Source organism: Eggerthella hominis, from assembly GCF_014287365.1.
GTDB lineage: Bacteria > Actinomycetota > Coriobacteriia > Coriobacteriales > Eggerthellaceae > Eggerthella > Eggerthella guodeyinii.
In genome coordinates, this window is sequence record NZ_JACOOA010000008.1 from 61,797 (window position 1) to 86,436 (window position 24,640).

Here is a 24,640-nt window from a genome sequence, read left to right on the forward strand (position 1 = left end):
CCCTGCCGTTCGCCACCGTCTATCGGCTAGCGACGATGGGTCTTCTTGCGGCTCATGAGCAGGCATATGCCGGCAAGCGCCAAGCCCGCGCCCGCAAAGCAGGCGATCGGGATGATCGGCGTGCCGTCGCCCGTCTTCGTCAGCGTCTTCGGCGTCGCCGCCGTCGCTGCGGACGTCTGCGTCGCGGTATCGTTCACCATGACGACGAACTCCGAGAAGTTCTTGACGCCCGTGATGGTCAGCATGCCGTCGACCACCTTCAGGTCGCTGGACGTGCGCTGCTCGGTCACCGTGCCGTCGGCGTTCTTATGCAGATGCACGATGGCACCCGGCTTGCCGTTGTACTGCGTCCCAACCGGGAACGAGATGGTCAGGCCATCGGCTCCCAGATCGGTGATCACGGCGCCGTTCGCATCCTGCAGCTCCACGTCGAACACCTTGAACAACAGGTTGTTCGCCGGCGCGTACTGCTTCTTCAGCTCCTGGAAGCGCTCGCTCGTCGCCGGGTACTCGCTCACGGCCAGGTTGGCGTCGTGGACGGAACCATCGGCAGCCAGCACCGTCCCGCTCGCCGTCACGCCCGTCCGCGTATCAGTCGTCGTTCCAACCGTCGGAGTATCGGGAGTGTCCGGGGTATCCGGGGTATCCGGGGTGTCGGGCGTATCCGGAACATCCGGCGCGTCGGATGCCACCACGTCGATGCCGAACACGCCGTACGTGTTGTCGAACGTCGTGCCGTCATCGGCGATGGAGCCGTCGTCGTTGGCCTTCATGCCGAACAGGAAGCGGAACGCCTCTTGCTCGGTGTAGCCGTTGTAGCCTTCTTCGTCGGCGGGGTTGGAGCCGCCGAACGAGATGACGCCCTCGTTCCACGACCACGCGAGAATCGGCTTGACCTCCTGCTTAGAGGCGCCGATGAGCTTCGCCAGCGTCTCGGCCAGCGCCTTGTCCTCGGCGCTCGCCTTGTTGCCGGCCTTCCAAGCGCTCTTGTCCGCGGCAAGCAGTTCGTAGACGGACTTGCCGCCCAGCTCGTCGCGTGACGTGGTGTCCCAACCGGCCGGATAATAGTACCGGCTCGTGCCCAGGAGGTTTTCGTACGTGAACGTTTTCGCGTAACCGCCCTCGGTCGTGTCGACCGTGCCGTTCTCATCGAGGTAGTCGTTCACGCGCAGCTTCAACGACATGCCCGGACCGAAGTCGACGCCGGCCGCAGCCAGCACGTCGGTCAGCAGCACGCCCTCGCTGTTGTATGCGCGCAATCCTGCCATCCCGCAGTTCGCGCTCGTGTTGTAGTGCTCCTGCACCGTGAGGCCCTTGAGCTCGTCCATGGTGAGCGGCTTCACGGATTTCACGTTGCCGGCGCTGTCGAGCGTGCGCACGACCAGCGTGTCGGCGCCGATGTTGCGGTACGTCACGTCGCCGGCGACGGTCTTGAACTCGGAAGACTCGATGACCACCTGCTTGGTGTCGAAGCCCTGCGTCGTATCGAACAGCGCGACCGGCAATGTCAGCTTCGCCTCGATGCCGTCACCGTTCAGCTCGTAGTACTTGAGCTTGTTGGCGTCGCCCGCAGGCGTGGTCAATTCACTCTTCCAGTCTTCGAACGCCTTGCCCGTCAGCTTCACGCCGTCGAGGGTGACCGACGTGATGCTCTTGATCCATGCATCCATCATGTCCTGTGCCGTAGCGCCTTCATGGGCAGCCTGGTACGCGGAAAGCGCGTCGGCCGAGGCGGTCAGATCGAAGTCCACCTTGCCCGCAGGGTTCGCACCCATATCGGTGGAGATGTACTCGGGATCTTCGGGGAACGCCATGCCCAGATCGATGTCGGGAATCCACTTCGCGAACAGCGTGGTGTTGTTGTACACCGTGGTCGCCGTCGAGAAGTCGAACTCGTTGCCGTCCGTGCACTTCTTGTCGGTGTACCAGCCTCCGAACGTGAAGCCTGCACGCGTCGGGTTTTCAGGGGTCTTCAGCGCGTCGGCCGGCTCGACCGGCTTCTCCGGCGTGTAGGCGCCCTTGGTCACCGTGACGCCCTTGACCCAGTACTTGGAGTTGATCGTGGTGTTCTCGGTTGAGATCACCGGATCGCACGCGACGGTCTGCGTCTCGACCGCGGTGCCTTCGCCCGTATTGAACGTCACCGTATGGCGATCCTCGATCTTCACGCCGAAGATGAAGCGGAACTGGTTCTCGAGGCTCACGAGCGAGTCGATGGTGACGTTGTCGGCATCGGGAACGGGCGTCTTGCCCATCCAGTCAGAACCGGACAGCACCGTCTCCGTGTAGTGGTTCGAGATCATCGGATTCATGACCGTGTTGCGCTCTTGCGCGTCGGCAGCCGCGGCCTTGCGGAACTCGATGACGCTTACCGGATCGCTCGCGTCCATCTTGAAGGCTTCCTGCACGTCCTTATCGTCGTACACGCCCTGCACGAAGTAGCGCGGCGTGCCCAGCAGCTCGTCGTACGTGAACGTCTTGTTGAAGTCGTCGGTGCACTCGAACGTGATCTTGTCGCCCGAGCCGATGGCGATGCCCGCGTCGGCCAGCATGTCGAGCACCGAGGCGCCCTCGCCCGAGAACGTGCGTACGCCGGCCATGCCGCACTGCGAGCTGCCGTTCTGGAAGCCGTAGCTCTTGTAGTTCTTCAGGTCGTCGGACGTGATCGTCTTGGCGGCGGTCACGTTGCCCGAGGCGTCGGCCTGCTTGAGCGTGAGCGTGTCGGAGTACAGAACGCCCGCGGTGACGGTGCCTTCCACGTCGGAGAAACCGTCGGCCGAGATGGCGACCTTGTAGCGCTTGGCACCCGTCCACCCGTCGTCGCTGTTGGGAATGGAGCCGTCGATCTTATCGCCCGCCTTGGGGTTGATGATCGGCGCATCGCCCGTGCGGTGGAGGACCAGCGCGTTGACGGTGTCGCCCCATCGATCCTCGTAAGAATCGAGGGCATACTGGTCTGCGGTCAGCTCTTGCGCCGCCTCCTCCTTGCCGTCGGCGCCGATCGGGGTCACGGTGACTTTGGTCACCTTGTCGGCCCATGCCTGATCGTACTCGTTGATGGCGATCTCGGCATCGCGACCGTCGCCATCGGTGGCGCGCAGGTCGATCTGCTGATCGGCGGCGATGGTGGGCGTCTTGACCCACTTCGCATACAGCTTGATGTCGCTCGTGATCTCGCCGGCCTTCTCGAAGTCGAACGCTTCGGTCAGGTTCTTGTCGGTGTACCATCCGGCAAAGGAATAGCCGTCGCGCTTGGGATCGGCAGGCTTCTCCAGGCTGTCCTTGACCTCGCCTTCGGCTACGGGCTCGTAGGCGCCCTTGGTCACCGTGACGCCCTTGACCCAGTACTTGGAGTTGATCGTGGTGTTCTCGTCGGACAGGACGGGATCGCACTTGACCGTCTGGGAATCGACGTTGAGGCCCTCGACGCCCGTGTCGAAGGAAACCGTATGCTTGTCATCAACGCGGATGCCGAAGATGAAGCGGAACTGGTTCTCGAGGCTCACGAGCTCGTCGCGCTTGGTGTTGGCGGCCGTGGGGACGTCCGTCTTGCCCACCCAATCCGTGCCGGACAGCACCGTCTCGGTGTAGTTGTCCGAGATCATGGGCTGCATAGCGGTATCGCTCTCAAGCGCTGCCTGAGCAGCGACCTTGCGGAAGTTGAGCGCGGCGGCATCTGCCTCAGCCTCGCTCGCCGTCGCCATCTTCACGTAGGCGTCCTGGACGTCCTTGTTATCGTACACGCCCTGGACGAAGTAGCGGTTCACGCCCAGCAGCTCGTCGTACGTGAACGTCTTGTTGAAGTCGTCGGTGCACTCGAACGTGATCTTGTCGCCCGATTCGATGGCGATGCCCGCGTCGGCCAGCATGTCGAGCACGGGCGTGCCGTTGCCCGAGAACGTGCGTACGCCGGCCATGCCGCACTGCGAGCTGCCGTTCTGGAAGCCGTAGGTATCGTACTTCTCGAGATCGGCGGGCGTGATCGTCTTGGCCGCGGTCACGTTGCCCGAGGCGTCGGCCTGCTTGAGCGTGAGGGTGTCGGAGTACAGCGTGCCGAACGACACGTCCGCCTTGGAATCCTCATAGCCTTCGGCCGAGATCGTCACCCGGTACTTCTTGGCGTTGGGGTAGACGGTGTCGCCCCAACGGCCGGGAACGCTCATACCCTTGCCGTCGATCGTGTCGCCGGCCTTCGGGTTGATGACGGGGTTCTCGCCCGTGCGCTTGATGACGAGCACGCCGTCCTTGACGTCCACCGTGTACTGATCGGACGTCAGCTCGATCGCGGCCTCGTCCTTGCCGTCGTTGCCGACGGGGACGACGACGACCTTGGACACCTTGTCGGCCCATGCGGACGTGGCGTCGTCGAGGTCGATCTCGACGTTGCGGCCGTTGCCGTCGGTGGCGCGCAGGCCGATCTTCTGATCGGCGACGATGGAGGGAGCCTTGGTGGGCTCCGGCTCGGGCTCCGGAGTCTCGGAGCCGCCCTTGCCCACGCGGACGGTATAGGTGACGGAAGCACCCGCCCAGTCCTTGAGGCTCGAGGACACGGTGACGGTGCTTTCGCCGTCGGCCTTGCCCTCGATCGTGATGGCGCCGGTGTTGGTCGCAGCGACATCGGCCTTCGCGATGTCCTCGCTGGCGACGATGTCGGATACCGTCGCGACGTCCTGCTTTGACGACGAGGCGGAAACCTCCGCCGTCAGCAGCGTCGTGCCGTTCTCGGGAGCGCACGTGCAGCCCTTGAGCGGCACGAAGCACTCGCCGCCGGGAACCATGCCGTCGCACTTCTCCGGACAGCCGGGCTTCTCGCACCCGACGTACTGCACATGCTGGTACGGGGCGACCGTGACCACGGCCTTCCCGCCCACTTCCAGCTCAATGACGTTCTCGTCGGAATCCGCCGTGATGGTCATGTCGCCATGGCTGTACTTGGAGGGCGCATCGTCCGCCGCAAACGCCGTGCTCGGCATCAGGTTGGTGGGAACCATCAACCCCATGCACAGCACCGCGGCCACGAATGCCCGGAACGCAGCCGGCAAACGAGACGCGCAAACCGCGCTTCCTCTTCTCATCGCACCCCCTTTGCAGCTGCTCTTCCTCTTAGAACTGTTCATCCCTTATGCTCCTTTCCTGTCTATCGTTCCTGCCCTGGAAATCGCGCAATGCGTACGCTCCCGTCTCCCGAACGCAGGAGACAGGTATCCGCATTTTGCTTATCCGAGCAAGAATAATAGCCAGGGAAGTATAATCCGTGCCCTGTACTTTAGGTACAGGATTTGAATTATTCGGATGGAAGGATAATAAACTCCTTCGTGCAACATTTCCTCGCGAAAAATGGAGCTATACTGACGCCATGCCTCCCGTGATACCGACATTCCTCGGCTTTTCCTGCATGCTCGCCTGGCTCCAAACCAGCGAGCAGCTTTCTCTCGCGCGCGATGCCGTCGTGCACAACGGCAGCCTCGTCGCAGGTGCCGTGTTCGCCGTGACGTTGCTGTTGTACGCGCTTTTCAATCGCCTTGTCGCCATCGAGCTCGGCCGAGGGTTCCTCCTGGGCGTCGCGCTCGTCGCCGCCGTGCTGGGCGCAGGATACGCATGCGGCGGATCGGACGGAATGCGGCTGCTGTGCTTCTCCCTGCAAGCGGGGTGCTGCGCGCTGCTCGTCGTGTCGTGGGGCGAACGGCTGACGCTCTTCCCGTACCGCACGCTGCTTCCCCTCGCATGCGTCGGCGGAATCGGCGCTGCGGCCGTGCTGTACGCGTGCTCCGTCGCACCCGCGCCGCTCGCATCGCTGGCCGCCATGCTGCTGCCCACGTGCTCCGGCCTGCTCCTGTGCGCCTCGTCCAACCGATCGGCGCAGCGCGAGGACGAGGAACCGCATGCGGCCACCGCCGCGCACAGCGGTCGGCCCACGCTCGAGCCTATCGAAGCGGGCACGTTGCGCGACATGCCCTGGATGCTCATCGTGGTGCTGTGCCTGTGCACCTTCGCCACGCTGCTGTTCGGCGGCATGGCGACCAATCCCTACCTTGCGAACTCGCACACGCTGCTCAGCGACATGCTGGCCATCACCGCCATCGGCTTGCTGCTCATCGGCTTCGCAGGATCGGGCTTCATGCGATGGAAGAGTTCCCGCGCGACGGAGGGCTTCGACGGCACCGCGGCACCCGATGAGGAAAGCCGCGAGTCGACCCTCCTCATGCACCTGAATTCAAGCATCGCGCTCATCCTCTTGATCGGTGGATTGCTCCTGCTGTCCACGAAGCTTCCCGGCACCCTCACCACGGCGCTCGGCATGATCCTCGGAGCAGGCAATTGCCTCGTCATCCTGTGCTGGGTGCTCTTCCCGCGCGCCGTGGCCGACGCCAAGCTTCCCTTCGTCCCCTGCTTCGCCCTGCTCGTCTTCGTCAGCGGCACGCTGTACGCACCGTACCTGGGCGCATGGATCAACAAGAGCATGTCCATCGGCTTCGATGCGCTCACCAGCACGGCCACGGCGCTCATCGCCTTCGTCGCCGTGCTGGTCATCCTGTACATGTCGGCGCGCGTGCGCCAGATGAGTCACGACCAGCGCGACCGCAGCGCGCCGGCCACCGAGCCTATGACGCTCGAGGATATCCGCGATGCGCTGCAAGCCCATCAGCTCAAGGCGATGGAGCCCTACGGGCTGACCGAGCGCGAGCAGCAGATCGTGGTGATGATCCTCGACGGGCAGACGATGGGCGGCATCGCCGAAGACCTGTTCATTACCGAGCGCACGGTGAAGTTCCACAGCAAGAACGCCTACGACAAGCTTGGCGTGCACAGCAAGAAGGAGCTCATGCAGATGTTCTCCGATTTGCCGGGCGCGTTCGAGGGCGCTCATAGGAGCACCCCCCCCCCCGCATGAAAATCGGAGCGCCTAGGAACCTCCCGGCGCTCCTTTTCGGCTACCCCTCCACCGCGAATTCCTCGGCGGTGATGGCGGCTTTGGCGGCGGCGAGGGTTTCGGGGGTGCCGTCGTAGGCGAGCCTCACCGTGTCGGCCTCGTGGTCGGCGACCACCGACTCCACGCCCGCCAGCGCGCCCACGGCCTTCTCCACGCGCGCCGTGCACTTCGGGCAGTGCATCCCCGTAACCCTCAACGTCTCTTCAACCATGGCGATTCCTTTCCATCGTATAGCATACAAATGTTTCACGTGAAACATCCCGTGCCAGAAGGCGGGCGCCGTCTTCCCTACCGGCGGCTCATGCGCACGCTCATGTCGAGGGGCTTGGCGGCGAAGGGGGCCGTCGTGGCGAGGCCGTCCACGCCGGTGGCCGCATACGCGCCCGCGTTCTGCGGGTTCACGCCGCCGGCCGCGATGAGCGTGACGCGCGGGTCGATGGCGCGCAGCTCCTGCACGAGCGGCGCCAGCTCGGCTACCGGCACCTTGTCCACCTGGATGCCGTCCACCCCGGCGCGCGCCAGCACGCGAGCGCGCTCGGCGTCGGCCTCCACGAACAGCTTCTTCTCGATGCAGCGGCCCTTGATGGCCGGCAGCTGCTCCACGAACGCGTCGAAGCCGCCGAAGAACGTGAGGTGATGGTCGAACACGAGCACCGTCTCGGACAGCCCCAGCCGATGCGGGAACGCCCCTCCGGCCATGACGGCCTCGGTCAGCAGGTCCTTCGCACCCGGCATGCTCTTGCGCGTGGTCAGCACCTCGCAGCGCGGGTTCGCGGCATGCGCCGCATCCACCATCGCGCGGGTCTTCGTCGCCACGGCGGACAGGTGGTCGAACACGTTCAAGCACACCTTCCACGCCGCATGCAGGTCGCCCGCGGTGCCGCGCACGCGGAAGAACTCCTCGCCCGCGGCCGCGCGCTCGCCGTCGCGGCGCGCCTCCACCACGTCGCAGCCGAGCTTGCCCATGATGCGCCGCACCACGTTCGCGCCGGCCAGCACGCAGTCCTCGCGCGTGAAGTACGCCATCTCGCCCGGCTCGTCGCCGACGCCCAGCACCGCGCACGTGAGGTCGACGTAGGGCACGTCCTCGGCGATGAACCCGTCGATACGCGCATCGGATAGTCTCAGCATGCCGCCCCTTCCCTCTTCACGATTGTAGCCATCCCAGAATAGACCAACGCGCGCGACGCGGCTAGCTGTACTTTACGTACAGCATCGCGCGAACCGCGCGCGATCGGCGCGCACGCGGCCGCTGGATTCGTGCGCGCCAGAGGCGGGCGGGCGCGTGCCACGCCGGCTCGCGACGGGCGCAACGTACCGTCGGCGCGGCACAAAGATGCCTCGACCCGAAACCGAAAACGAACGAATGTTTCACGTGAAACACGTACGCCGACGCGCACGCGCGAGGCGCGCCCTACAGCTCGCCGATGATGCGCTTCGTGCGGGCGTTCACCTCGGCTTTCGCGCGCTCGACGTCGAGCGTGGGGTACGCGCCGTCGCGGTACACCACGCGCCCGTCGCACATGGTGAGGCACACGTCGGCGCCGTGGCCGGCGTACACGACGTTCACCAGCGGGTTCGTCATCGGCGCCCACGAGGGTCCCGACACGTCGAACACGCACAGGTCGGCCTTCGCGCCCACGGCCACGTACCCGCAATCGTCGCGCCCCTGCGACAGCGCGCCCATGCGCGTGGCGGCTTCCAGCGCCTGCTTCGGCGTGACCACGGCCGGATCGTGCGTCGAGCCCTTGTACAGCAGCGCCAGCAGGTACAGATCCTGCATCATGTCGTGGTTGTTGTTCGACGCCATGCCGTCGGTGCCCAGGCACACCTTGACGCCCCGCTCCAGCATCTTCGGCACGGGCGCGAACCCGCTGCCCAGCTTCATGTTCGACGCGGGGTTCGCCGCCACGAACACCCCGCGCGCGGCCAGCACGTCGATGTCCCCATCGTCCACCCACACGCAGTGCGCCGCCGTCACGGGCACGTCGAACAGGCCCAGGCTGTCGAAGTAGCGCACGGGCGTCAAGCCGCCGTGGCGCTGCTGGCATTCCTCGTGCTCGGAGCGCGTCTCGGACACGTGCACCTGCACGCGCATCCCCTGCTCGCGCGCGAACGCCGTGAGGTCGGCTACCGCGCGCGGGTTCGACGTGTACTCGGCATGGATGTTGCAGTCCACCACGATGCGCCCGTCGCCCGCACCCTGCAGGTCCCGCAGCAAGCGGCGGTTCTGCGCGTCCACGGGCAGCTCGTCGAGCCCCTCGCCGTTGAACGCCAGCAGCGAGTCGGAGAGGTTCATCTTGAGGCCGGCGTCCAGCGCGGCGCGCGCGCCCTCCTCCATGTGGTAGTACATGTCCGAGAAGCTCACGCAGCCGTAGCGCGCCATCTCGGCGCACGCGAGCAGCGTGCCCCAGTAGCAGTCTTCGGCCGTGATCTTCGCCTCGAAGGGAAACACCTGGTCGTTGAGCCACGCCTGCAAAGGAAGGTTCTCGGCGTAGCCGCGCAGCAGCGTCATGGGCGCGTGCGCGTGCGCGTTGTAGAACGCGGGCGCCAGCAGCTTGCCCCGGCCGTCGTACGCCTCGCCGTACGCCGCGGCGTCCTCGCCCGCCGGCGCGGCGTCGCCGAGATAGGCGATGCGGCCGTCGCGCACCCCCACCCACTGGTGGGTGCGGTAGTCGAGGTTCTCGTCAAGCAGGTCGATGTCCGCGAACAGCATGCGCGCTCCTTCTCCTCCGCACGCTTGTCCGGCCTGCGGGTCGATTCCTTCTGTCCAACTATAGAGCTTATGCTATCATCCCGATAAGACGAGTGGCGCGTCCGCCGCGCGCGGGCGCTGAAAACCCAGAAAGAAGGAACCATGGCAGAAGAATGCACGCACGAGTGCAGCAGCTGCGGCGAGTCCGGTTGCGGCGACCGCACCGCTCAGGGCCCGAGCACTATCGAGACGAACTCCCGCTCCAACGTCAAGCACGTCATCGGCGTCGTGTCCGGCAAGGGCGGCGTGGGCAAGTCGCTGGTCACCAGCCTGCTTGCCAGCGAGATGCAGAAGCGCGGCAAGAAGGTGGGCATCCTCGACGCCGACGTCACCGGCCCGTCCATCCCCAAGACCTTCGGCATCACGAACCCGCTGACCGCCGACGCCGACGGGGTCATCCCCGCGCAGACGCAAAGCGGCATCAAGGTGATGTCCACCAACCTCATGCTGCCGAAGGACGACATCCCCGTCGCCTGGCGCGGCCCGGTGGTGTCCAACGCCATCCGCCAGTTCTACAGCGAGACGAACTGGGGCGACATCGACTACCTGTTCGTCGACATGCCTCCGGGAACCTCCGACGTGCTGCTCACCGTGTTCCAGTCGCTGCCGGTCGACGGCATCGTCACCGTGTCGGCTCCGCAGGAGCTCGTGGCCATGATCGTGGGCAAGGCCGTGAACCTGGCGCACGAGATGAACGTTGAGCTGCTGGGCCTCGTGGAGAACATGGCCTACTTCGTGTGCGACGAATGCGACAAGAAGCACCACATCTTCGGCGAGCCCCAGGGCGCGGCCGTGGCCGAGCGCTACCGCATCCCCGCCTACGCCACGCTGCCCATCGACCCCAGCTTCGCGCGCCTGTGCGACGCGGGCAAGGTGGAGGACTACGACGTGGCCGGCGCGCTCGACCCCGTCATCGCCCAGATCGAAGCGGTGGAGCAGAACTAGCGCCGCGCCGCGCGCAGCCGCCAAGCGAACGGACCGCACCCGAAAGCCTCCTCGAAACCCCGGGGAGGTTTTTTCACGCCCGGAAGCCCTCAGGGATGCACGTCGAAGTAGCCGGTCTGCCCGCGCACCTGCCACGTGCACACGGCCAGCGCGATGACGAACAGGCCGCTCACGAGCGAGGTGAGGTCGCACGATCCCGTGGACACGCTGCTGGCCAGCGCCCAGGCCGTCAGCATCGCGTCGATGAACGTGATCCAGAAGAACAGGGTGATCTTGCGCGGGTTCCGCGCGCCGCGCAGGCCCAAAAAGCCGATGATCAGGTTGAGGCACGCGCCCGCCATGGACATGGCGCCCACGACGGGCTCGGCCAGCACGGAGGGCTCGGCGCCCAGCACCATGCGGCCGAACAGGTAGCCGCCCCACAGCGCGGCGCCCAGCAGCAGCTCGGCGACGGCCCACACGATGACGAACAGGCACAGGCGGCGCAGCCACACCTGCCATGTGGTCATCGGGGTTCCGTCGTCGCCCACCGGCACCGTCTTCGTGCGTTCGTCCGCCGTCTCGGCCATGCTCGTTCACCTCGCTCGCCGTCGTCATCCGCGCCGCGCATACCGCGCAAACAAAAAACGACGGATGCGCATCGCATCCGTCGTAACATGAATGGTGGAGCCTAGGGGGATCGAACCCCTGACCTCATGGCTGCCAGCCATGCGCTCTCCCAGCTGAGCTAAGGCCCCGAAAAAGTGCGAAGCCTAGTATACCGGAAGCAGAAACGCGGTCAAGCACTTTTTTCGAAAAAAGTTGCGCACCCGCTCAAAGACAGGATGAATCATCGCGGTGCCGCGCCGAACCATGACCCCATCGCACCTCGTCATACCCGAAAATCGCCACAAACACACCCCCGGATGTCCTATCGGCACCGACCTGTTATGTGGTAAGGTGATACGCTGTAACCCCTACCCCATCCGGCGATACCAACCCGTTGATCGGAGCGAAGGATAGCACCGGCAGGAACACACAGCGCCTCGCGCTTTCACCCGACAGCATCCGCATGGGTCTGCGCCATCGCATGCGCCTGCGCGCTGCTGGCCTCGATCGCCTGCCTCCCCTCGCGCGCCCTCGCCGACGAGTTCACCACGTACGGCGAGCGCGTCGTGACCGTCGCCTACTTCGAAGACGGCGACTACATGTCCATCGACGAGGACGGCAACTACGTCGGGTACAACGTCGAGTACCTCAACGAGATCGCCCGCTACGCCGACTGGACGTACGAGTTCGTGGATTACCCCAGCTGGGAAGAGGCCTACGCCGCGCTCGAGGCGAACGAGGTGGACCTGCTGCCCCTCGTGTACTACACCGAGGACCGCGCGCAGCGCATGACCTACTCGGCATCGTCGCTGTGCGAGATCTACACGACGCTCAACGTGCGGCTCGAGGACACGCGCTACGCCTACGAGGATTTCAAGACGTTCTCCGGCATGCGCGTCGGCGTGATCTCGAACAGCCAGGACGCCGAAGCGTTCGTGCGCTACAGCGAGCAGAACGAGTTCTCCGTCGACGTCGTCCCCTACGGCGCCACGAGCGACCTGCTGAGCGCGCTCGACGACGGCGACGTGGACGCCATCGCCATCACGTACCTCGGCAGGAACTCGCGCTTCCGCACGATCGCGCAGTTCGCCCCCGAGCCGCTGTACATCACGATCTCCCCCGAGCGCTCCGACGTGGCCGAGGAGCTCGACGAGGCGATGGGCCGCCTCAAGCTGCGCGACCCCGACTTCTCCACGACGCTGTACGACCGCTACTTCGGCATCAACACCGATCAGGACCCCGTGTTCACCGAAGACGAGTACGCCTACCTCGCCTCGGCGCCCACCTTGCGCGTCACCTACGACTCGTTCAGGGCGCCGCTGTCCTACACCGACCCGGAGACCGGCGAATTCTCCGGAGCGGCGGCCTCGCTGTTCGAAGACATCACGCGCATCACCGGCCTGCAGTTCGAGTTCGTCCCCGTCGATCGCCACGACGAGGCCCTCGAGCTCGTGGAGAGCGGCGAGGCCGACATCGTCTACGCCATCGATCGCGACTCCGACCCCGACGCCGCCGGGCAGCTGTCCACCACCGGCCCCTACCTGCGCGACCCCATGGCGCTCATCGTGGGGGCGAACCCGTCCGGCACGCGCGTCGCCCTGCCGCACGGCTTCGCACTGGCCACGAACATGGCCCAGACCGCGCACGCGGCCGACGACGTCACCTATTACGACACGCCCAAGGACTGCTTCGACGCCGTGCTCGCAGGCCGCGCCGACATCGCGTACGCCGACACCCACGTGGCGAACTACCTGCTGACGGAGTCGCAGTACGCGAGCCTGAGCGTGACCACCATCACCAGCTTCTCCAACAGCATGAGCATCGGCGTCGGGCGCGGGCTCGACGACCGGCTGGTCAGCATCCTCGACCGCTGCGTGCAGTACACCGCCGACAGCAAGATGACCACGTGGCTGTCGCAGAGCTCGCTGGCCGTGCACCCCACGAGCCCCCTCGACTTCCTGCGCCAGTACCCGGTACAGTCCATCGCCGCCGTCATCGCGCTGTTCGGCATCGTCCTCGGCGCCGCCCTCTACATCAGCCGCGTGAAGCTGCGCGCGGCGCGGCGCGTGGAGGAGTTCTCGTTCACCGACCCGCTGACGGGCGGCTGGAGCCTCGCCCGCTTCCGCTCCGAGGTGGGCACGCGCATCGCGAACGCCCCCGACGGCACGTACGCCATCGTGTACCTCGACATCAAGCGATTCAAAAGCTTCAACGCCGCGTTCGGCTACGCCACCGGCGACCGCGTGCTGCTCGATCTCAACGAGACCCTGGCCGCCATGAGGGCGCCGGACGAGCGCTACGCGCACGTCATCGCCGACGAGTTCGTGCTGCTGGTCCGCTGGAACGGCTGGGAGGCGCTGCTCGACCGCTTCGGCGAGCTCGACCGCCGCTTCAACGGCACGAGCACGCTGGCCGAGCTGTCGCATCGCCTCCTGCTGCAGGCGGGCGCGTGCGTCATCGAGCGCAGCCCCGAGACGCCGCGCATCGACGCGCAGACCATCATCGAGTTCGTGGACAGCGCGCGCTACGCCCGCGACAGCATCGGCGACATCTCGCGCAGCGCCGCCGCGCAGTACTCGGCCGGCATGAAGGACCGCGACGTCGCCGAGCGCGCGCTCGTGGCCGTGGCGCACGACGCGCTCGAGCGCGGCGAGTTCACGGCCTTCTACCAGCCGAAGGTGGAGATCGCCACGAACCGCCTCGTGGGCTTCGAGGCGCTCGCCCGCTGGGTGTCGCCCGAGCGCGGGCTCGTGCCGCCCGATGAGTTCATCCCCCTGTTCGAGCGCACCGGCCTCGTGATCGACCTCGACCTGCACATCCTCCGCCTCGCCTGCGCCCGCATCCGCGAGCAGCTCGACACCGGGAAGCAAGCGCTCGTCATCGCGTGCAACTTCTCGCGCCTGCACCTGCAGAACGACGCGTTCCCCGAAACGGTCAAGGGCATCGTGGACGAGTACGGCGTGCCCGTGGAGCTGCTGGAGCTCGAGCTGACGGAGAACATCGTCATGGAGGACCTCGAGCGTGCCGAGCGCCTGTGCCGGCGGCTGAAGGACCTCGGGTTCCGCATCGCCATCGACGACTTCGGCAGCGGCTACTCGTCGCTCGGCACGCTGCAGAACCTGCCCATCGACGTGCTGAAGCTCGACCGCAGCTTCCTCATGAGCAGCGAGAGCGGGGAGCGCTGCAAGGCCATCCTCGACGGCGTGGTGTCCATCGCCGACAAGCTGGACGTGGACGTGGTGGTGGAGGGCGTGGAGACGCGCGACCAGGCGTCCATGCTCGTGCGCATGGACGACCGCACCATCGCGCAGGGCTTCCTCTATTCGCGGCCCGTTCCCCGGGACGCCTCCGACGCGCAGTTCGCCGCCGGTTCCATCGAACCGAGCGATCCCGCTTAGCAAACAAAACGGGGGCGGTCGTTCGCGCGACCGCCCCCGTTGTCGTTACGCTTTTTCAGACGCGTAGAATACCGCTTGGTCGAACACCTCGCCCACCGACTTGCCGTCGATGAAGGGAAGCGTCAGGAACTCGCTCACCGTGGGCACCAGCTCGCTCGCATCGACGTAGTGTCCCTTGTCGTTGAGCTTCGCCGTGTCCTGCGCGCGCCAGTATCGGTCGTTGACGTCGGTCAGGTAGTACGTTTCGCTGCCGATCTCCATGTACACGGAGTGCTTCGCGTGCAGGTAGTTCGGCAGCTCGTCGAAGGATACGTCGAGCGCCTCCGCAGCTTTCGTTCCCATAACGGCCCCTTTCGTCCGAAAAACACCTTGGCGTTATCATAGCAAGAACCGTCAGCGGTTGCATCGGAAATGCCAGAATCGTTCAGCCCGTTTTCGCGGCGAAGAAGCGCTCGGCTATGCGTGCGGCCTCGGCGGCGTCCTTGCCGTAGAAGTCGGCGCCGATCTGACGGGCGTACTCGGGCGTGAGCACTGCCCCGCCCACGAACACCGCCGCATCCGGCACCTCCTCGTGCACGAGGCGCACGGTCTCCTCCATGGCCTTCACCGTGGTGGTCATGAGGGCCGACAGCCCCACGAGGCGAATGCCCTGCTCCTTGACCACGCGCACCACTTCGGCCGGCTCCACGTCGCGGCCGAGGTCCACCACGCGGAAGCCGTAGTTCTCCAGCAGCATCTTGACGATGTTCTTGCCGATGTCGTGGATATCGCCCTTCACCGTGGCCACCGCGATGGCGCGGGCGTCGTCGGCCGTCGCAGCCGGGTCGGCCGCGCGCTCCTTCACCACGTCGAACCCCGCCTTCACCGCCTCGGCCGAGGCCATGAGCTGCGGCAGGAAGAACGTGCCGCGCTCGAACTTCTCGCCCACCGCATCGAGCGCCGGGATGAACACGCCGTCGATGAGCGCGAGCGCATCGTGGTGTTCCAGGAGGCGCGCGACGGCGTCGGGCACCGGCCCCTTGCGACCGGTGAAGATGAGATGGACGAGCGCGCGCACCTCGTCGGCGGCGTCGGCGAACGCGGGCGGCACGGGGACGGCGTCGTCGGCCACAAGGACGTCGCGAGGCGGCACGGCGGGCGCGGCTCCTCGCTCGGACCCGCCCGGGACGGGCGCGGCATAGGGGTCGGGAGCGTCGCCGTAGGCGTCGATGAACGCCGCCGCGCCTGCATCCTGGCCGTTCAGCACCTTGAAGGCAGCCACCGTGTCGCGGTAGCGGGCCGCAATCGGGTTCAGGATGGGCAGATCGAGGCCCACGCCGAACGCCGCCGCCAGGAACGTGGCGTTCACGAGCCCGCGCTGCGGCATGCCGAAGCTGACGTTCGACACGCCGAGCACCGTGCGCACGCCGAGACGCTCCTTCACGAGCGCGACGGCGCGCAGGATCTCGCGCCCCTCGTCCTGGTTCGTAGCCGCCGCCATGACGAGGCAGTCCACCACCACGTCCTCGCGCGGGATGCCGCGGCGCTCGGCCTCCTCCACGATGCGCGCAGCGACGGCGTAGCGCCCCTCGGCCGTGGGAGGGATGCCGTCCTCGTCGAGCGCGAGCGCCACCACCGCGCAGCCGTAGCGCTTCACGATGGGCAGCACCGCATCGAGGCTCTCGCGCTTGCCGTTCACGGAGTTCACGAGCGGCTTGCCCGCGTAGCCGCGCACGGCGGCCTCGATGGCGGCCGGGTCGCTCGAGTCCACCACGAGCGGCAGCGTGACCGTGGCCTGCAGCTTCTCCACCGCGGCGCGCAGGGCGACCGGCTCGTCCAGCTCGGGCAGCCCCACGTTCACGTCCAGCACGTCGGCGCCGGCCTCCTGCTGGGCCACCGCCTCGCCCACCAGGTAGTCGAAGTCGCCGGCACGCAGGGCGGCCTTGAGCTTCGGCTTGCCCGTAGGGTTGATGCGCTCGCCGATGACCGCGATGCGCGCCCGTCCCGCCGGCAGCACGACGGCCTCCTGGGCGCTCGTCAGCACGCAGGCGCGCTCGAAGGGCCGCGGCTTGGGCGCGCCGACGTCGTCCACGAGCGCGCGCACGCGCTCGATGAACGCCGGGCTCGTGCCGCAGCACCCGCCCACCATGCTGGCGCCCGCCTCCAGCATGCGCTCCATAGCGCGCGCGAACGACGCCGGATCCACGTCGTACACCGTGCGGCCGCCCTCCATGCGCGGCAGGCCGGCGTTGGGCTGCACGAGCACGGGGCAACGGGCGAAGCGCGTCATGGCCTGCGCGGCCCCCAGCAGCTCGTCGGGCCCGAGCGAGCAGTTGAGGCCCACCGCGTGCGCGCCCATGGACGACAGCGTCACGGCCGCCACCTCGGGCGGCGTGCCGAGGAACGTGCGCCCGTCCTCGCCGAACGTCATCGTGGCGAACACGGGAAGGTCGCAGCGCTCCCGCGCGGCCAGCAGCGCCGCCTTCGCCTCGCGCAGGTCGGCCATCGTCTCGATGAGCACGAGGTCGCAACCCGCGGCGCATACGGCGTCCACCTGCTCGGCGAACAAATCGTACGCCTCCTCGAACGTGCAGGTTCCCAACGGCTCCAGCAGCACGCCCAAAGGCCCGATGTCGCCCGCCACGTAGCGTGCGCCCGCCTCACGCGCGCACGCCGCGGCGGCGCGGTAGACCTCGGCCACGCTCGCGCGGCCCTCCAGCTTGCGGGCGTTCGCGCCGAACGTGTTCGTGGTGATCACCTCGGCGCCCGCCGCCACGTAGTCCGCATGGATGGCGGCGATGGCCTGCGGATGCGAGAAGTTCAGCAGTTCGGGCACCGCGCCCGCGTCCGCCAGGCCGCACGCCTGCAGCTGGGTGCCCATGCCGCCGTCGAACACGAGGAAGTCCTCGCCGCGCAGCGCGCGTGCCAGGTGCTCGTCGGCGATGGCGATGCCGTCGAGCGGGTCGTATGCGGAAACGTCAGCCATGGCAGGTGATTCCTTTCTTCCTGAGCTGGCAGTTTGGGCGCAGCTGGCACGACGCGCACGCGTCGCGCACGGTCGCGCTCGGCAGCGGCCGGTCGAACAGGCCGACGACGGCCGTAATGCTTTTGGTGGGAACGAGCAGGTTGCCCTCGGTAACCGCGAGTCCGATGCGGCGGGGCGCATCGAGCGCCGCCAGGAACGCGGGCTGCACCGTCAACGGCAGATCGCCGTAGCCGGGGCTGAAGCGGAAGTTCGCGTGGAGACCCTCGGCGGCGGCTTCCTCCACGATGGCGGCCTCGGCGGCGTTCGCGGCGGCCTCTACGAGCGCCGACGCCGCCGCGCCGTATAGCAACGCGTCGACCGGCCCGAGCGCGGCGTGCTTGCGCAGCTCCCGCTCGCTGGCCGCGCCGAGCGTGCACGCCATGAGCGCCGCCTTGCGCGCGCCGCGCAGATGCGCGGCGATGGAGTGCCCCTCCAGCATGAGCGGGCTTCCCGCAAGCGCCACGCGCGGCTCGTCGCCGTCCCAGCAGCTGCGAGCCTCGTCCACGTCGAACGTCGCGTGGATACAAGCAGGGCGCAGCGTGCGCTCGCACGCGTCGGCAAGCTGCTCGAACCGCATGCGCAACCCTTCGTCCAGCTCCTGGCCGGCGTAGCCGAGGTAGCGCAGCGCCTCGGCGCGGTCGAGCCTAAGCGCAGGCGCAGAGGTGTCGGAGCCCGGGCTCACCGCTGCCACGCCGCCCGCAGCGCCGCGACGTTCGCGCGCGCGATGTCGGGCTGGTTCATCGTGTACACGTGCAGGCCGTCCACGCCGCTCTCCGCCAAATCGACCAGCTGGTCGTTCGCGTACTCGATGCCCGCCCGGCGCAGATCGTCGGGCGCGTGCTCGTAGCGCGCGAGCAGCTTGATGATGGGAGACGGCAGCGACGCGCCGCACATGAACACCATGCGCTGGATCTGCGCTTTCCCCAGAAACGGCATGATGCCGCATGCGATGGGCACGGTGATGCCGGCCGCCAGCGCGGCGTCCCAGAAGCGGTAGAAGTAGGCGTTGTCGAAGAACAGCTGCGTGATGAAGAACGCCGCGCCCGCATCCTGCTTCTGCTTGAGGTGCTCGACGTTGGCGCGCGCATCGATGCACGCGATATGCCCCTCGGGGTAGGCGGCGGCCCCCACGCAGAAACCCTCCTCGGCGAGGACGGCCACGAGGTCCTTCGCGTAGCGGAACGCGCCCGCCCCCGGCTCGCCGCACGCCGGCGCCGCATCGCCGCGCAGGGCCAGCACGTTCTGGATGCCCTTGCGCCTGAGGTCGTCGATGGTGCGCGACAACCCCTCGTCGGTGGCATCCGCGCACGTCAGATGCGCCACGGTGGGCACGTCGAAGTCGGACTGGACCATGGCGGCCACCTCGGCGGTGGCCTGCTTGTTGCCGCTGCCGCCGGCCGAGTACGTCACGCTGATGAAGTCGGGCACGAGATCGGCCAGCTGGCCGGCCATGGCGTGCGCCGCTTCGAGCGAGAGATCGCCCTTCGGCGGGAATATCTCGAACGAGACGGGCTGGCGCCCTTCGGCTTTCGCGGTGCGGTATATGTCGGCAATCTGGGTCATGCCGTCATTATACGAAAGTGCGGCTCAGCTGGGCGCACCGCCCCGCCAAGCCGCACCTTTTCACCACGAGCGCGTCGCGTTCGCGCTACCGGTTGCGCACGAGCTTGCGCATCGAGCCGATGGGCGCGAACGTCAGGATGGCCCCGACGACGCACAGCAGGAACACGATGGCCGCCGTGAACGCCGACGCGCCCGACACGTTCACGCCCACGCCGACGAGCGCCCACAGGAACACGAGCGGGAACGCGACGTCGTCGTACGCCTTGCGCATCACGTAGCCGAAGGCCAGCACGCCGGCCGTCAGCAGGATGGTGAACAGGCCGTTGAAGAACGGCACGCCGCCGTCGAGCAGGCGCGTGACGAGGATGGCCATGTTGGCCAGCGTGGCCACGGTGACCCACGCGGTGTAGATGGACACGGGGACCCACCCCGCGGCGGTCTTCATCGTGCGGCGCACGTTCAGGTACAGGGCAGCCAGCACGAGCCATTCGGCCACGATGACGACGAACGACACGCCCACCATCTCGAAGTGCCACAGGGCCAGCCACAGCACGTTGAGCGCGCAGCTGGCGATGAACAGGACCGACGTCATGCTGAAGCGGTCGGGGCGGGTGGGAGCCGTGCGCGTGTACGCGACCAGCCACACGATCATCGCGATGTAGATGAGCGTCCAGATGGCGAACACGTAGCCGGCCGGCGTGAACCACGTGAACACGCCGTACGCGATGTCTGCCGACGTGGTTCCTCCCACCTGGCCGCCCTCTATGATGGCGTTGCCGAGCAGGGTCAGGGCGTACACGATCCACATGGTGACGGTCTCGACGGTGAGGTAACCGCCGCGCTCGAGCTTGCGACCGGTGCGCGTGTTGCGGGCACGCTGCACGACGCTCGGCGCCGACGCGGCGCGATACGCATGTTGGGGCATGATGCACCTCGCTTTCTGAGGGAACGAACTTCGGTCCCTTGGATAGGGTGCACTCCAGTGTAGCGCCGTAGGCCGCCGCGGGCCTCAACGGCCCCTTAGCAGTATTTCGTCGCTTTAGCGCAGATCAGAAGCCTATCGCTCAACGTTGACGCGCACGCGCAGGAAGTCGCTGGGGGCCAGCTCCTCCCCCGTCTCGAACGCGTAGCGCTCGGCCGAGCGGTTCGCCACGGCCACCGGCACGCGCTCGGGCAGCGGGTCGCCGTCGTCGGGCGCGGGCGCGGGCAGCCAGGCGAGGTTGCGCACGCGCACGCGGGCGATGCGCGGGCGCGGCGACAGCGCCTCCAGCTCGTCGCCCTCGCAGAAGCGGTTGTAGCAGCGCGCCGTCACGCGGAACGCGCCGTCGCCGGACGCGGAGGGCTCGCACGCCTCCACCGTGGCGGCGTGCAGGCAGGCGGTGGTGTAGCCGTCCACGGCGGGCGACTGCTGCGCCGCGCCGTAGTAGAAGCCGGTGCCGTAAGGGCGGTGCGACACGGCCAGCAGCTCGTCGGCCACGTCGGCGGCCGGAGCGCCGTCCAGCACCTGGCGATAGGCGCGCACCACCGAGGCCACGTAGAACGCCTTCTTGTTGCGGCCCTCGATCTTGAACGAATCGACGCCGGCGGCAGCCAGGTCGTCGAGGTGCGCCAGCATGTTGAGGTCCTGCGCGTTCATGACGTACGACCCGCGCACGTCCTCCTCCACGGGAAAGAACTCGCCGGGGCGCTGCTCCTCCACCAGCGCGTAGCTCCAGCGGCACGGCTGGGTGCAGTGGCCCTTGTTGCCCGAGCGGCCCGTCAGCGCGGCGCTGATCAGGCAGCGGCCCGACACGGCCATGCACATGGCGCCGTGCACGAACGCCTCCAGCTCCAGCTCGCGCGGGGCGTCGGCGCGCAGGCGCGCGATGTCCTCCACGCTCATCTCCCGCGCGCACACCACGCGGCTCGCGCCCAGCTCGTGCCATACGCGCGCCGCCTCGGCGTTGCACACCGAGGCCTGGGTGCTCACGTGCAGCTCCACGCCGGGCGCATGCCGTTGCGCCAGGCGCAGCGCGCCCAGGTCGCTCACGATGAAGGCGTCGACACCGGCCGCGGCGAGCGCCTCGAGATACGGGGGAAGCGCCGCGAGGTCGTCGGCGTCCATGAGCGCGTTGAGCGTCACGTACACCCGCGCGCCCGCGGCGTGCGCGTGCGCCGTCGCGGCGGGAACGTCGTCCAGCGCGAAGTTCGCCGCGCGCTGGCGCAGGCCGAAGCGGTCGGCCGCCAGGTACACGGCGTCCGCGCCGAAGCGCACCGCCGCTTCCAGCTGCGCCCGCCCGCCGGCCGGCGCGAGAAGCTCGGGGGATGTCGTCCGTCGTGTTTGCATGCGCCGTATTGTAACGCATCGGCAGAAGCCTTGGGGCCGCGCCCTGAAGGGCGGCTCGGGGAAGCGCAAGGACGTGCCGCCTCTTGACGCGAAGCAAGGACCGCCCCGCCTTTGGCGCGGGGTGGAAACCGGGGGCGATCGCGCCCGCGCCGCGCCGATCCGCGCCGAACACGACATGCGACCGGCTGCGGCACGTCCCACGTCGGCTTCCAGCAATCGCTCTATGCTATGAGAAAGGAATTTTCCGATTACCAATCGGAAAATTAAACGCTTTCGATACTTTTCCGATTACCAATCGGAAAATCGCGTTATTCTGTATCTATTCGTTTCTCGAGTAAGGAGACTCATGATTCGCCGAATGCTGTACATGGACAAGCTGGAAGAAATGCGAGCCCCCGACCTCGTCAAAACGATCGTGGGCGTGCGCCGCTGCGGAAAGTCCACGCTCATGAAGCAACTGCGCAACGACCTGGTGGAGAGCGGCGTTTCCCCCGCCTCCATCATCTACATCGACTTCGAGCTTCCCTCAAACGGCGAGCTCGCCGACCCCCAAGCGTTCATAGCCTACGTGACCGAACGCGCGAGCCGCGAAGAGCACACGTATCTCTTCGTCGACGAAGTGCAGGAGCTCGATCACTGGGAGTCGACGATCAACGGCCTTCGCGCAGAGTTAGGCTTGGACATCTACGTCACCGGTTCGAACGCGAGGATGTTCGCGGGCGAGGATATGACCTATCTCTCGGGACGCTACGTGAGCCTCCACGTTCTACCGCTTTCCTTGGCAGAGCTGTGCCAATTCGCCGGCATAGACGTTTCCGAACGGCGAGCATCCGAGGAAGCCTACGACCTCCTCGTCCGCGAAGGCGGGTTTCCCGCCGTGGCGCTCGCTCCCACCGATGCTCTCAAACACGCCATCCTCGACGGTATCTACGACTCCGTATTCACGCGCGACATCTTGCTGCGAGGCAAGATTCGCAACGAAGCCGCTTTCGCACGCGTCGCTTCGTTCGTGCTGGACAACATAGGCAATCAGACCTCGGCCTCAGCCATTTCGAAAGCGCTCAAGTCAGGCGGCCATGCGGTAAGCGCGGAGACGGTCGACAGCTACCTCTCCCTTATGCAGAAAGCCCACCTCATCTACCGCTGCGACCGTTACGATATACGTGGGAAAGAGCGCTTGCGCACCAACGGAAAATACTACGTTGTCGATCCCGGACTGCGCAACCGCGTCATCGGGCTGCGCGCAAGCAACCACGGCCACTTGACCGAGAACATGGTGTTTCTCGAACTCGTACGACGCGGGTACGACGTGAGCGTGGGAACGTTGCCCAACTCCGAGATCGATTTCGTCGCACAGGACGGCGGCACCCTCTTCTACATCCAAGTGAGCGAGACCGTGCTCGACCCCGCCACGCTCAAACGCGAGCTTGCGCCCTTCGCCAAGCTGTCCGACGGGTATCCTCGCGTGCTGATCACCAAAGACCGCGTCGATTACGGTCAAGACGGCGTGCGCCACATGAATGTATACGACTTTCTATTGGGAGAACCCCTCCCGTAAACCGAAAGGGGCGGCCTCGACGGCCGCCCCTTCAAAACGCTCTCAACAGAAACGTCCTACCCCTCGTACGACACGCGGGCTCCCTGCGGGGTGTCCTCGATCGTGAAGCCCAGGCCGCACAGGCCGTCGCGCACGGCGTCGGCACGGCCCCAGTCCTTCGCGGCGCGCGCGTCGGCGCGGGCGGCCAGCAGCGCGTCCACGGCCTCGGCGGCGTCGGAGCCCTCGTAGCCCGCGATGTCGGCCGCCAGCGCCACTACTTCGACCGGGTACCCGTCCGCGGCGCTCGCGCCGGCGGCGGCCTCCACGTCGATGCCGAACACGCCCATGAGCTCCACGATCGCGGCGCGCGCGTCGCGGACGACGGGCACGTCGGAAAGCGAGATGGTCTTGTCGGCGGTCTGGGCGTTCACCGCGGCCACGAGGTCGAACACCTCGCCGAGCGCCTTGCACGTGTTGAAGTCGTCGTCCATGGCCAGGATGAACGCGACCTTGCCCTCCTTGGCACGCTTCATCAGCTCGCGCGTGTCCAGCGGCGAGGGGATGTCCTGGGCGTTCTCCAGCTGCCAGTCCAGGTTCTTCACCGCGTTCTCGATGCGGCCCAGCGCCGCGCCCGCCTCGGCCAGGCGCTCGTCGGAGAAGTCGAGCGGCGAGCGGTAGTGCGTCTGCAGCATGAGGAAGCGCAGCACCTTCGGGTCGGTCACCTTCAGCACGTCGCGCAGCAGCTTGAAGTTGCCCAGCGACTTGCTCATCTTCTCGGCGTTGATCTGCAGCATGCCGCCGTGCATCCAGTAGTTCGCGAACGTGCAGCCGCATGCGGCTTCGCTCTGCGCGCGTTCGTTCTCGTGGTGCGGGAACACGAGGTCGGCGCCGCCGCCGTGGATGTCGAAGGGCAGCCCCAGGTACTTGCGCGACATGGCCGAGCACTCGATGTGCCAGCCGGGACGACCGCTGCCCCAGGGCGAATCCCACGCGGGCTCGCCGGGCTTGGCGGCCTTCCACAGCGCGAAGTCGAGCGGGTCGCGCTTGCGGTCGCCCACGCCTTTGTCGTCGGCGCGCAGCTCGCGGTGACCGCTCTCCATCTCGTCCACGTTGCGACCCGACAGCTCGCCGTAAGCCGGGAACGAGCGCACGTTGAAGTACACGTCGCCGTCCGCGTCGTAGGCGTGGCCGCCGTCGATGAGCTCCTGGATGAGCTCGATCATCGCGGGGATCTCCTCGGTGGCCTTCGGGCGGATGTCGGGATCGAGCACGCCGGCGGCGCGCATGTCCTCGATGAACGCCTCGGTGTACTCGGCGGCCACCTCGGAGGCGCTGCGGCCCTCCTCGTTCGCCTTGCCGATGATCTTGTCGTCCACGTCGGTGACGTTCTGCACGAACGTCACGTCGAAGCCGCGCCACATGAGGTAGCGGCGGATCACGTCGAAGCTCATGAACGTGCGCGCGTTGCCGATGTGGATGTAGTTGTACACGGTCGGCCCGCACACGTACATGCCCACCTTGCCGCGCTCGCGCGTCTCGAAGTCCACCTTCGTGCGGGTCTTCGTATTGTATAGCCTGATCATAGTAGTATCC

The 24,640-nt window shown here is 66.9% G+C and carries 16 protein-coding genes and 1 tRNA gene; 4 read left to right on the forward strand and 13 right to left on the reverse strand.

Annotated features, from left to right (window positions below):
• Positions 1-26: 26 nt before the first annotated feature.
• Positions 27-5,075, reverse strand: a complete 5,049-nt coding sequence (locus H8S61_RS15055) for an InlB B-repeat-containing protein (protein ID WP_186939561.1) — start codon at positions 5,073-5,075, stop codon at positions 27-29.
• Positions 5,076-5,356: 281 nt separating this feature from the next.
• Here H8S61_RS15055 and H8S61_RS15060 point away from each other — a divergent pair, with 281 nt between their 5' ends.
• Complete coding sequence (locus H8S61_RS15060) at positions 5,357-6,892, forward strand: helix-turn-helix transcriptional regulator (protein WP_186939562.1); 1,536 nt, start codon at positions 5,357-5,359, stop codon at positions 6,890-6,892.
• A 40-nt stretch (positions 6,893-6,932) separates the two neighbouring features.
• Here the strand turns inward: H8S61_RS15060 and H8S61_RS15065 are convergent, their stop codons facing one another.
• From H8S61_RS15065 to H8S61_RS15075, 3 genes are all read right to left on the reverse strand, one after another.
• On the reverse strand, positions 6,933-7,142 hold the full coding sequence (locus H8S61_RS15065) for a heavy-metal-associated domain-containing protein (RefSeq protein ID WP_160942937.1): 210 nt from the start codon (positions 7,140-7,142) through the stop codon (positions 6,933-6,935).
• A 77-nt stretch (positions 7,143-7,219) separates the two neighbouring features.
• Positions 7,220-8,062 carry a ModD protein gene (modD, locus tag H8S61_RS15070; protein ID WP_160942938.1) on the reverse strand — a complete coding sequence of 281 codons (843 nt, stop codon included), beginning with the start codon at positions 8,060-8,062 and terminating at the stop codon, positions 7,220-7,222.
• Positions 8,063-8,345: 283 nt separating this feature from the next.
• On the reverse strand, positions 8,346-9,647 hold the full coding sequence (locus H8S61_RS15075; RefSeq protein WP_186939563.1) for an amidohydrolase: 1,302 nt from the start codon (positions 9,645-9,647) through the stop codon (positions 8,346-8,348).
• A 141-nt stretch (positions 9,648-9,788) separates the two neighbouring features.
• On the opposite strand from H8S61_RS15075, the gene H8S61_RS15080 reads away from it, so the two are divergent.
• On the forward strand, positions 9,789-10,631 hold the full coding sequence (locus H8S61_RS15080) for an Mrp/NBP35 family ATP-binding protein (RefSeq protein ID WP_154334335.1): 843 nt from the start codon (positions 9,789-9,791) through the stop codon (positions 10,629-10,631).
• A gap of 89 nt (positions 10,632-10,720) precedes the next feature.
• Here the strand turns inward: H8S61_RS15080 and H8S61_RS15085 are convergent, their stop codons facing one another.
• On the reverse strand, positions 10,721-11,200 hold the full coding sequence (locus H8S61_RS15085) for a hypothetical protein (RefSeq protein WP_186939564.1): 480 nt from the start codon (positions 11,198-11,200) through the stop codon (positions 10,721-10,723).
• Positions 11,201-11,292: 92 nt separating this feature from the next.
• Positions 11,293-11,368, reverse strand: a tRNA-Ala gene (locus H8S61_RS15090).
• Between the two features lie 417 nt (positions 11,369-11,785).
• On the opposite strand from H8S61_RS15090, the gene H8S61_RS15095 reads away from it, so the two are divergent.
• Positions 11,786-14,617 carry an EAL domain-containing protein gene (locus H8S61_RS15095; protein WP_366458555.1) on the forward strand — a complete coding sequence of 944 codons (2,832 nt, stop codon included), beginning with the start codon at positions 11,786-11,788 and terminating at the stop codon, positions 14,615-14,617.
• A gap of 45 nt (positions 14,618-14,662) precedes the next feature.
• Here H8S61_RS15095 and H8S61_RS15100 read toward each other — a convergent pair whose 3' ends face one another.
• The 6 genes from H8S61_RS15100 to H8S61_RS15125 form a co-directional block, all read right to left on the reverse strand.
• Complete coding sequence (locus H8S61_RS15100) at positions 14,663-14,959, reverse strand: CDP-alcohol phosphatidyltransferase (RefSeq protein ID WP_154334330.1); 297 nt, start codon at positions 14,957-14,959, stop codon at positions 14,663-14,665.
• A gap of 82 nt (positions 14,960-15,041) precedes the next feature.
• Positions 15,042-17,582, reverse strand: a complete 2,541-nt coding sequence (locus H8S61_RS15105; RefSeq protein WP_186939565.1) for a homocysteine S-methyltransferase family protein — start codon at positions 17,580-17,582, stop codon at positions 15,042-15,044.
• Positions 17,575-18,312 carry a vitamin B12 dependent methionine synthase gene (locus H8S61_RS15110; RefSeq protein ID WP_366458558.1) on the reverse strand — a complete coding sequence of 246 codons (738 nt, stop codon included), beginning with the start codon at positions 18,310-18,312 and terminating at the stop codon, positions 17,575-17,577. Before H8S61_RS15110 ends, H8S61_RS15105 begins: the two co-directional genes overlap by 8 nt.
• Complete coding sequence (locus H8S61_RS15115) at positions 18,300-19,184, reverse strand: methylenetetrahydrofolate reductase (protein WP_186939566.1); 885 nt, start codon at positions 19,182-19,184, stop codon at positions 18,300-18,302. Before H8S61_RS15115 ends, H8S61_RS15110 begins: the two co-directional genes overlap by 13 nt.
• An 85-nt stretch (positions 19,185-19,269) precedes the next feature.
• Positions 19,270-20,109, reverse strand: coding sequence for a TspO/MBR family protein (locus tag H8S61_RS15120; protein ID WP_160942943.1), 840 nt, complete (start codon positions 20,107-20,109; stop codon positions 19,270-19,272).
• Positions 20,110-20,241: 132 nt separating this feature from the next.
• Entirely contained in the window at positions 20,242-21,510 is a 1,269-nt protein-coding gene (locus H8S61_RS15125; RefSeq protein WP_186939567.1) for a U32 family peptidase, read from the reverse strand.
• A 346-nt stretch (positions 21,511-21,856) separates the two neighbouring features.
• Here H8S61_RS15125 and H8S61_RS15130 point away from each other — a divergent pair, with 346 nt between their 5' ends.
• Complete coding sequence (locus tag H8S61_RS15130) at positions 21,857-23,068, forward strand: ATP-binding protein (protein ID WP_186939568.1); 1,212 nt, start codon at positions 21,857-21,859, stop codon at positions 23,066-23,068.
• A 56-nt stretch (positions 23,069-23,124) separates the two neighbouring features.
• Here the strand turns inward: H8S61_RS15130 and cysS are convergent, their stop codons facing one another.
• On the reverse strand, positions 23,125-24,630 hold the full coding sequence (gene cysS, locus H8S61_RS15135; RefSeq protein WP_186939569.1) for a cysteine--tRNA ligase: 1,506 nt from the start codon (positions 24,628-24,630) through the stop codon (positions 23,125-23,127).
• Positions 24,631-24,640 lie beyond the last annotated feature (10 nt).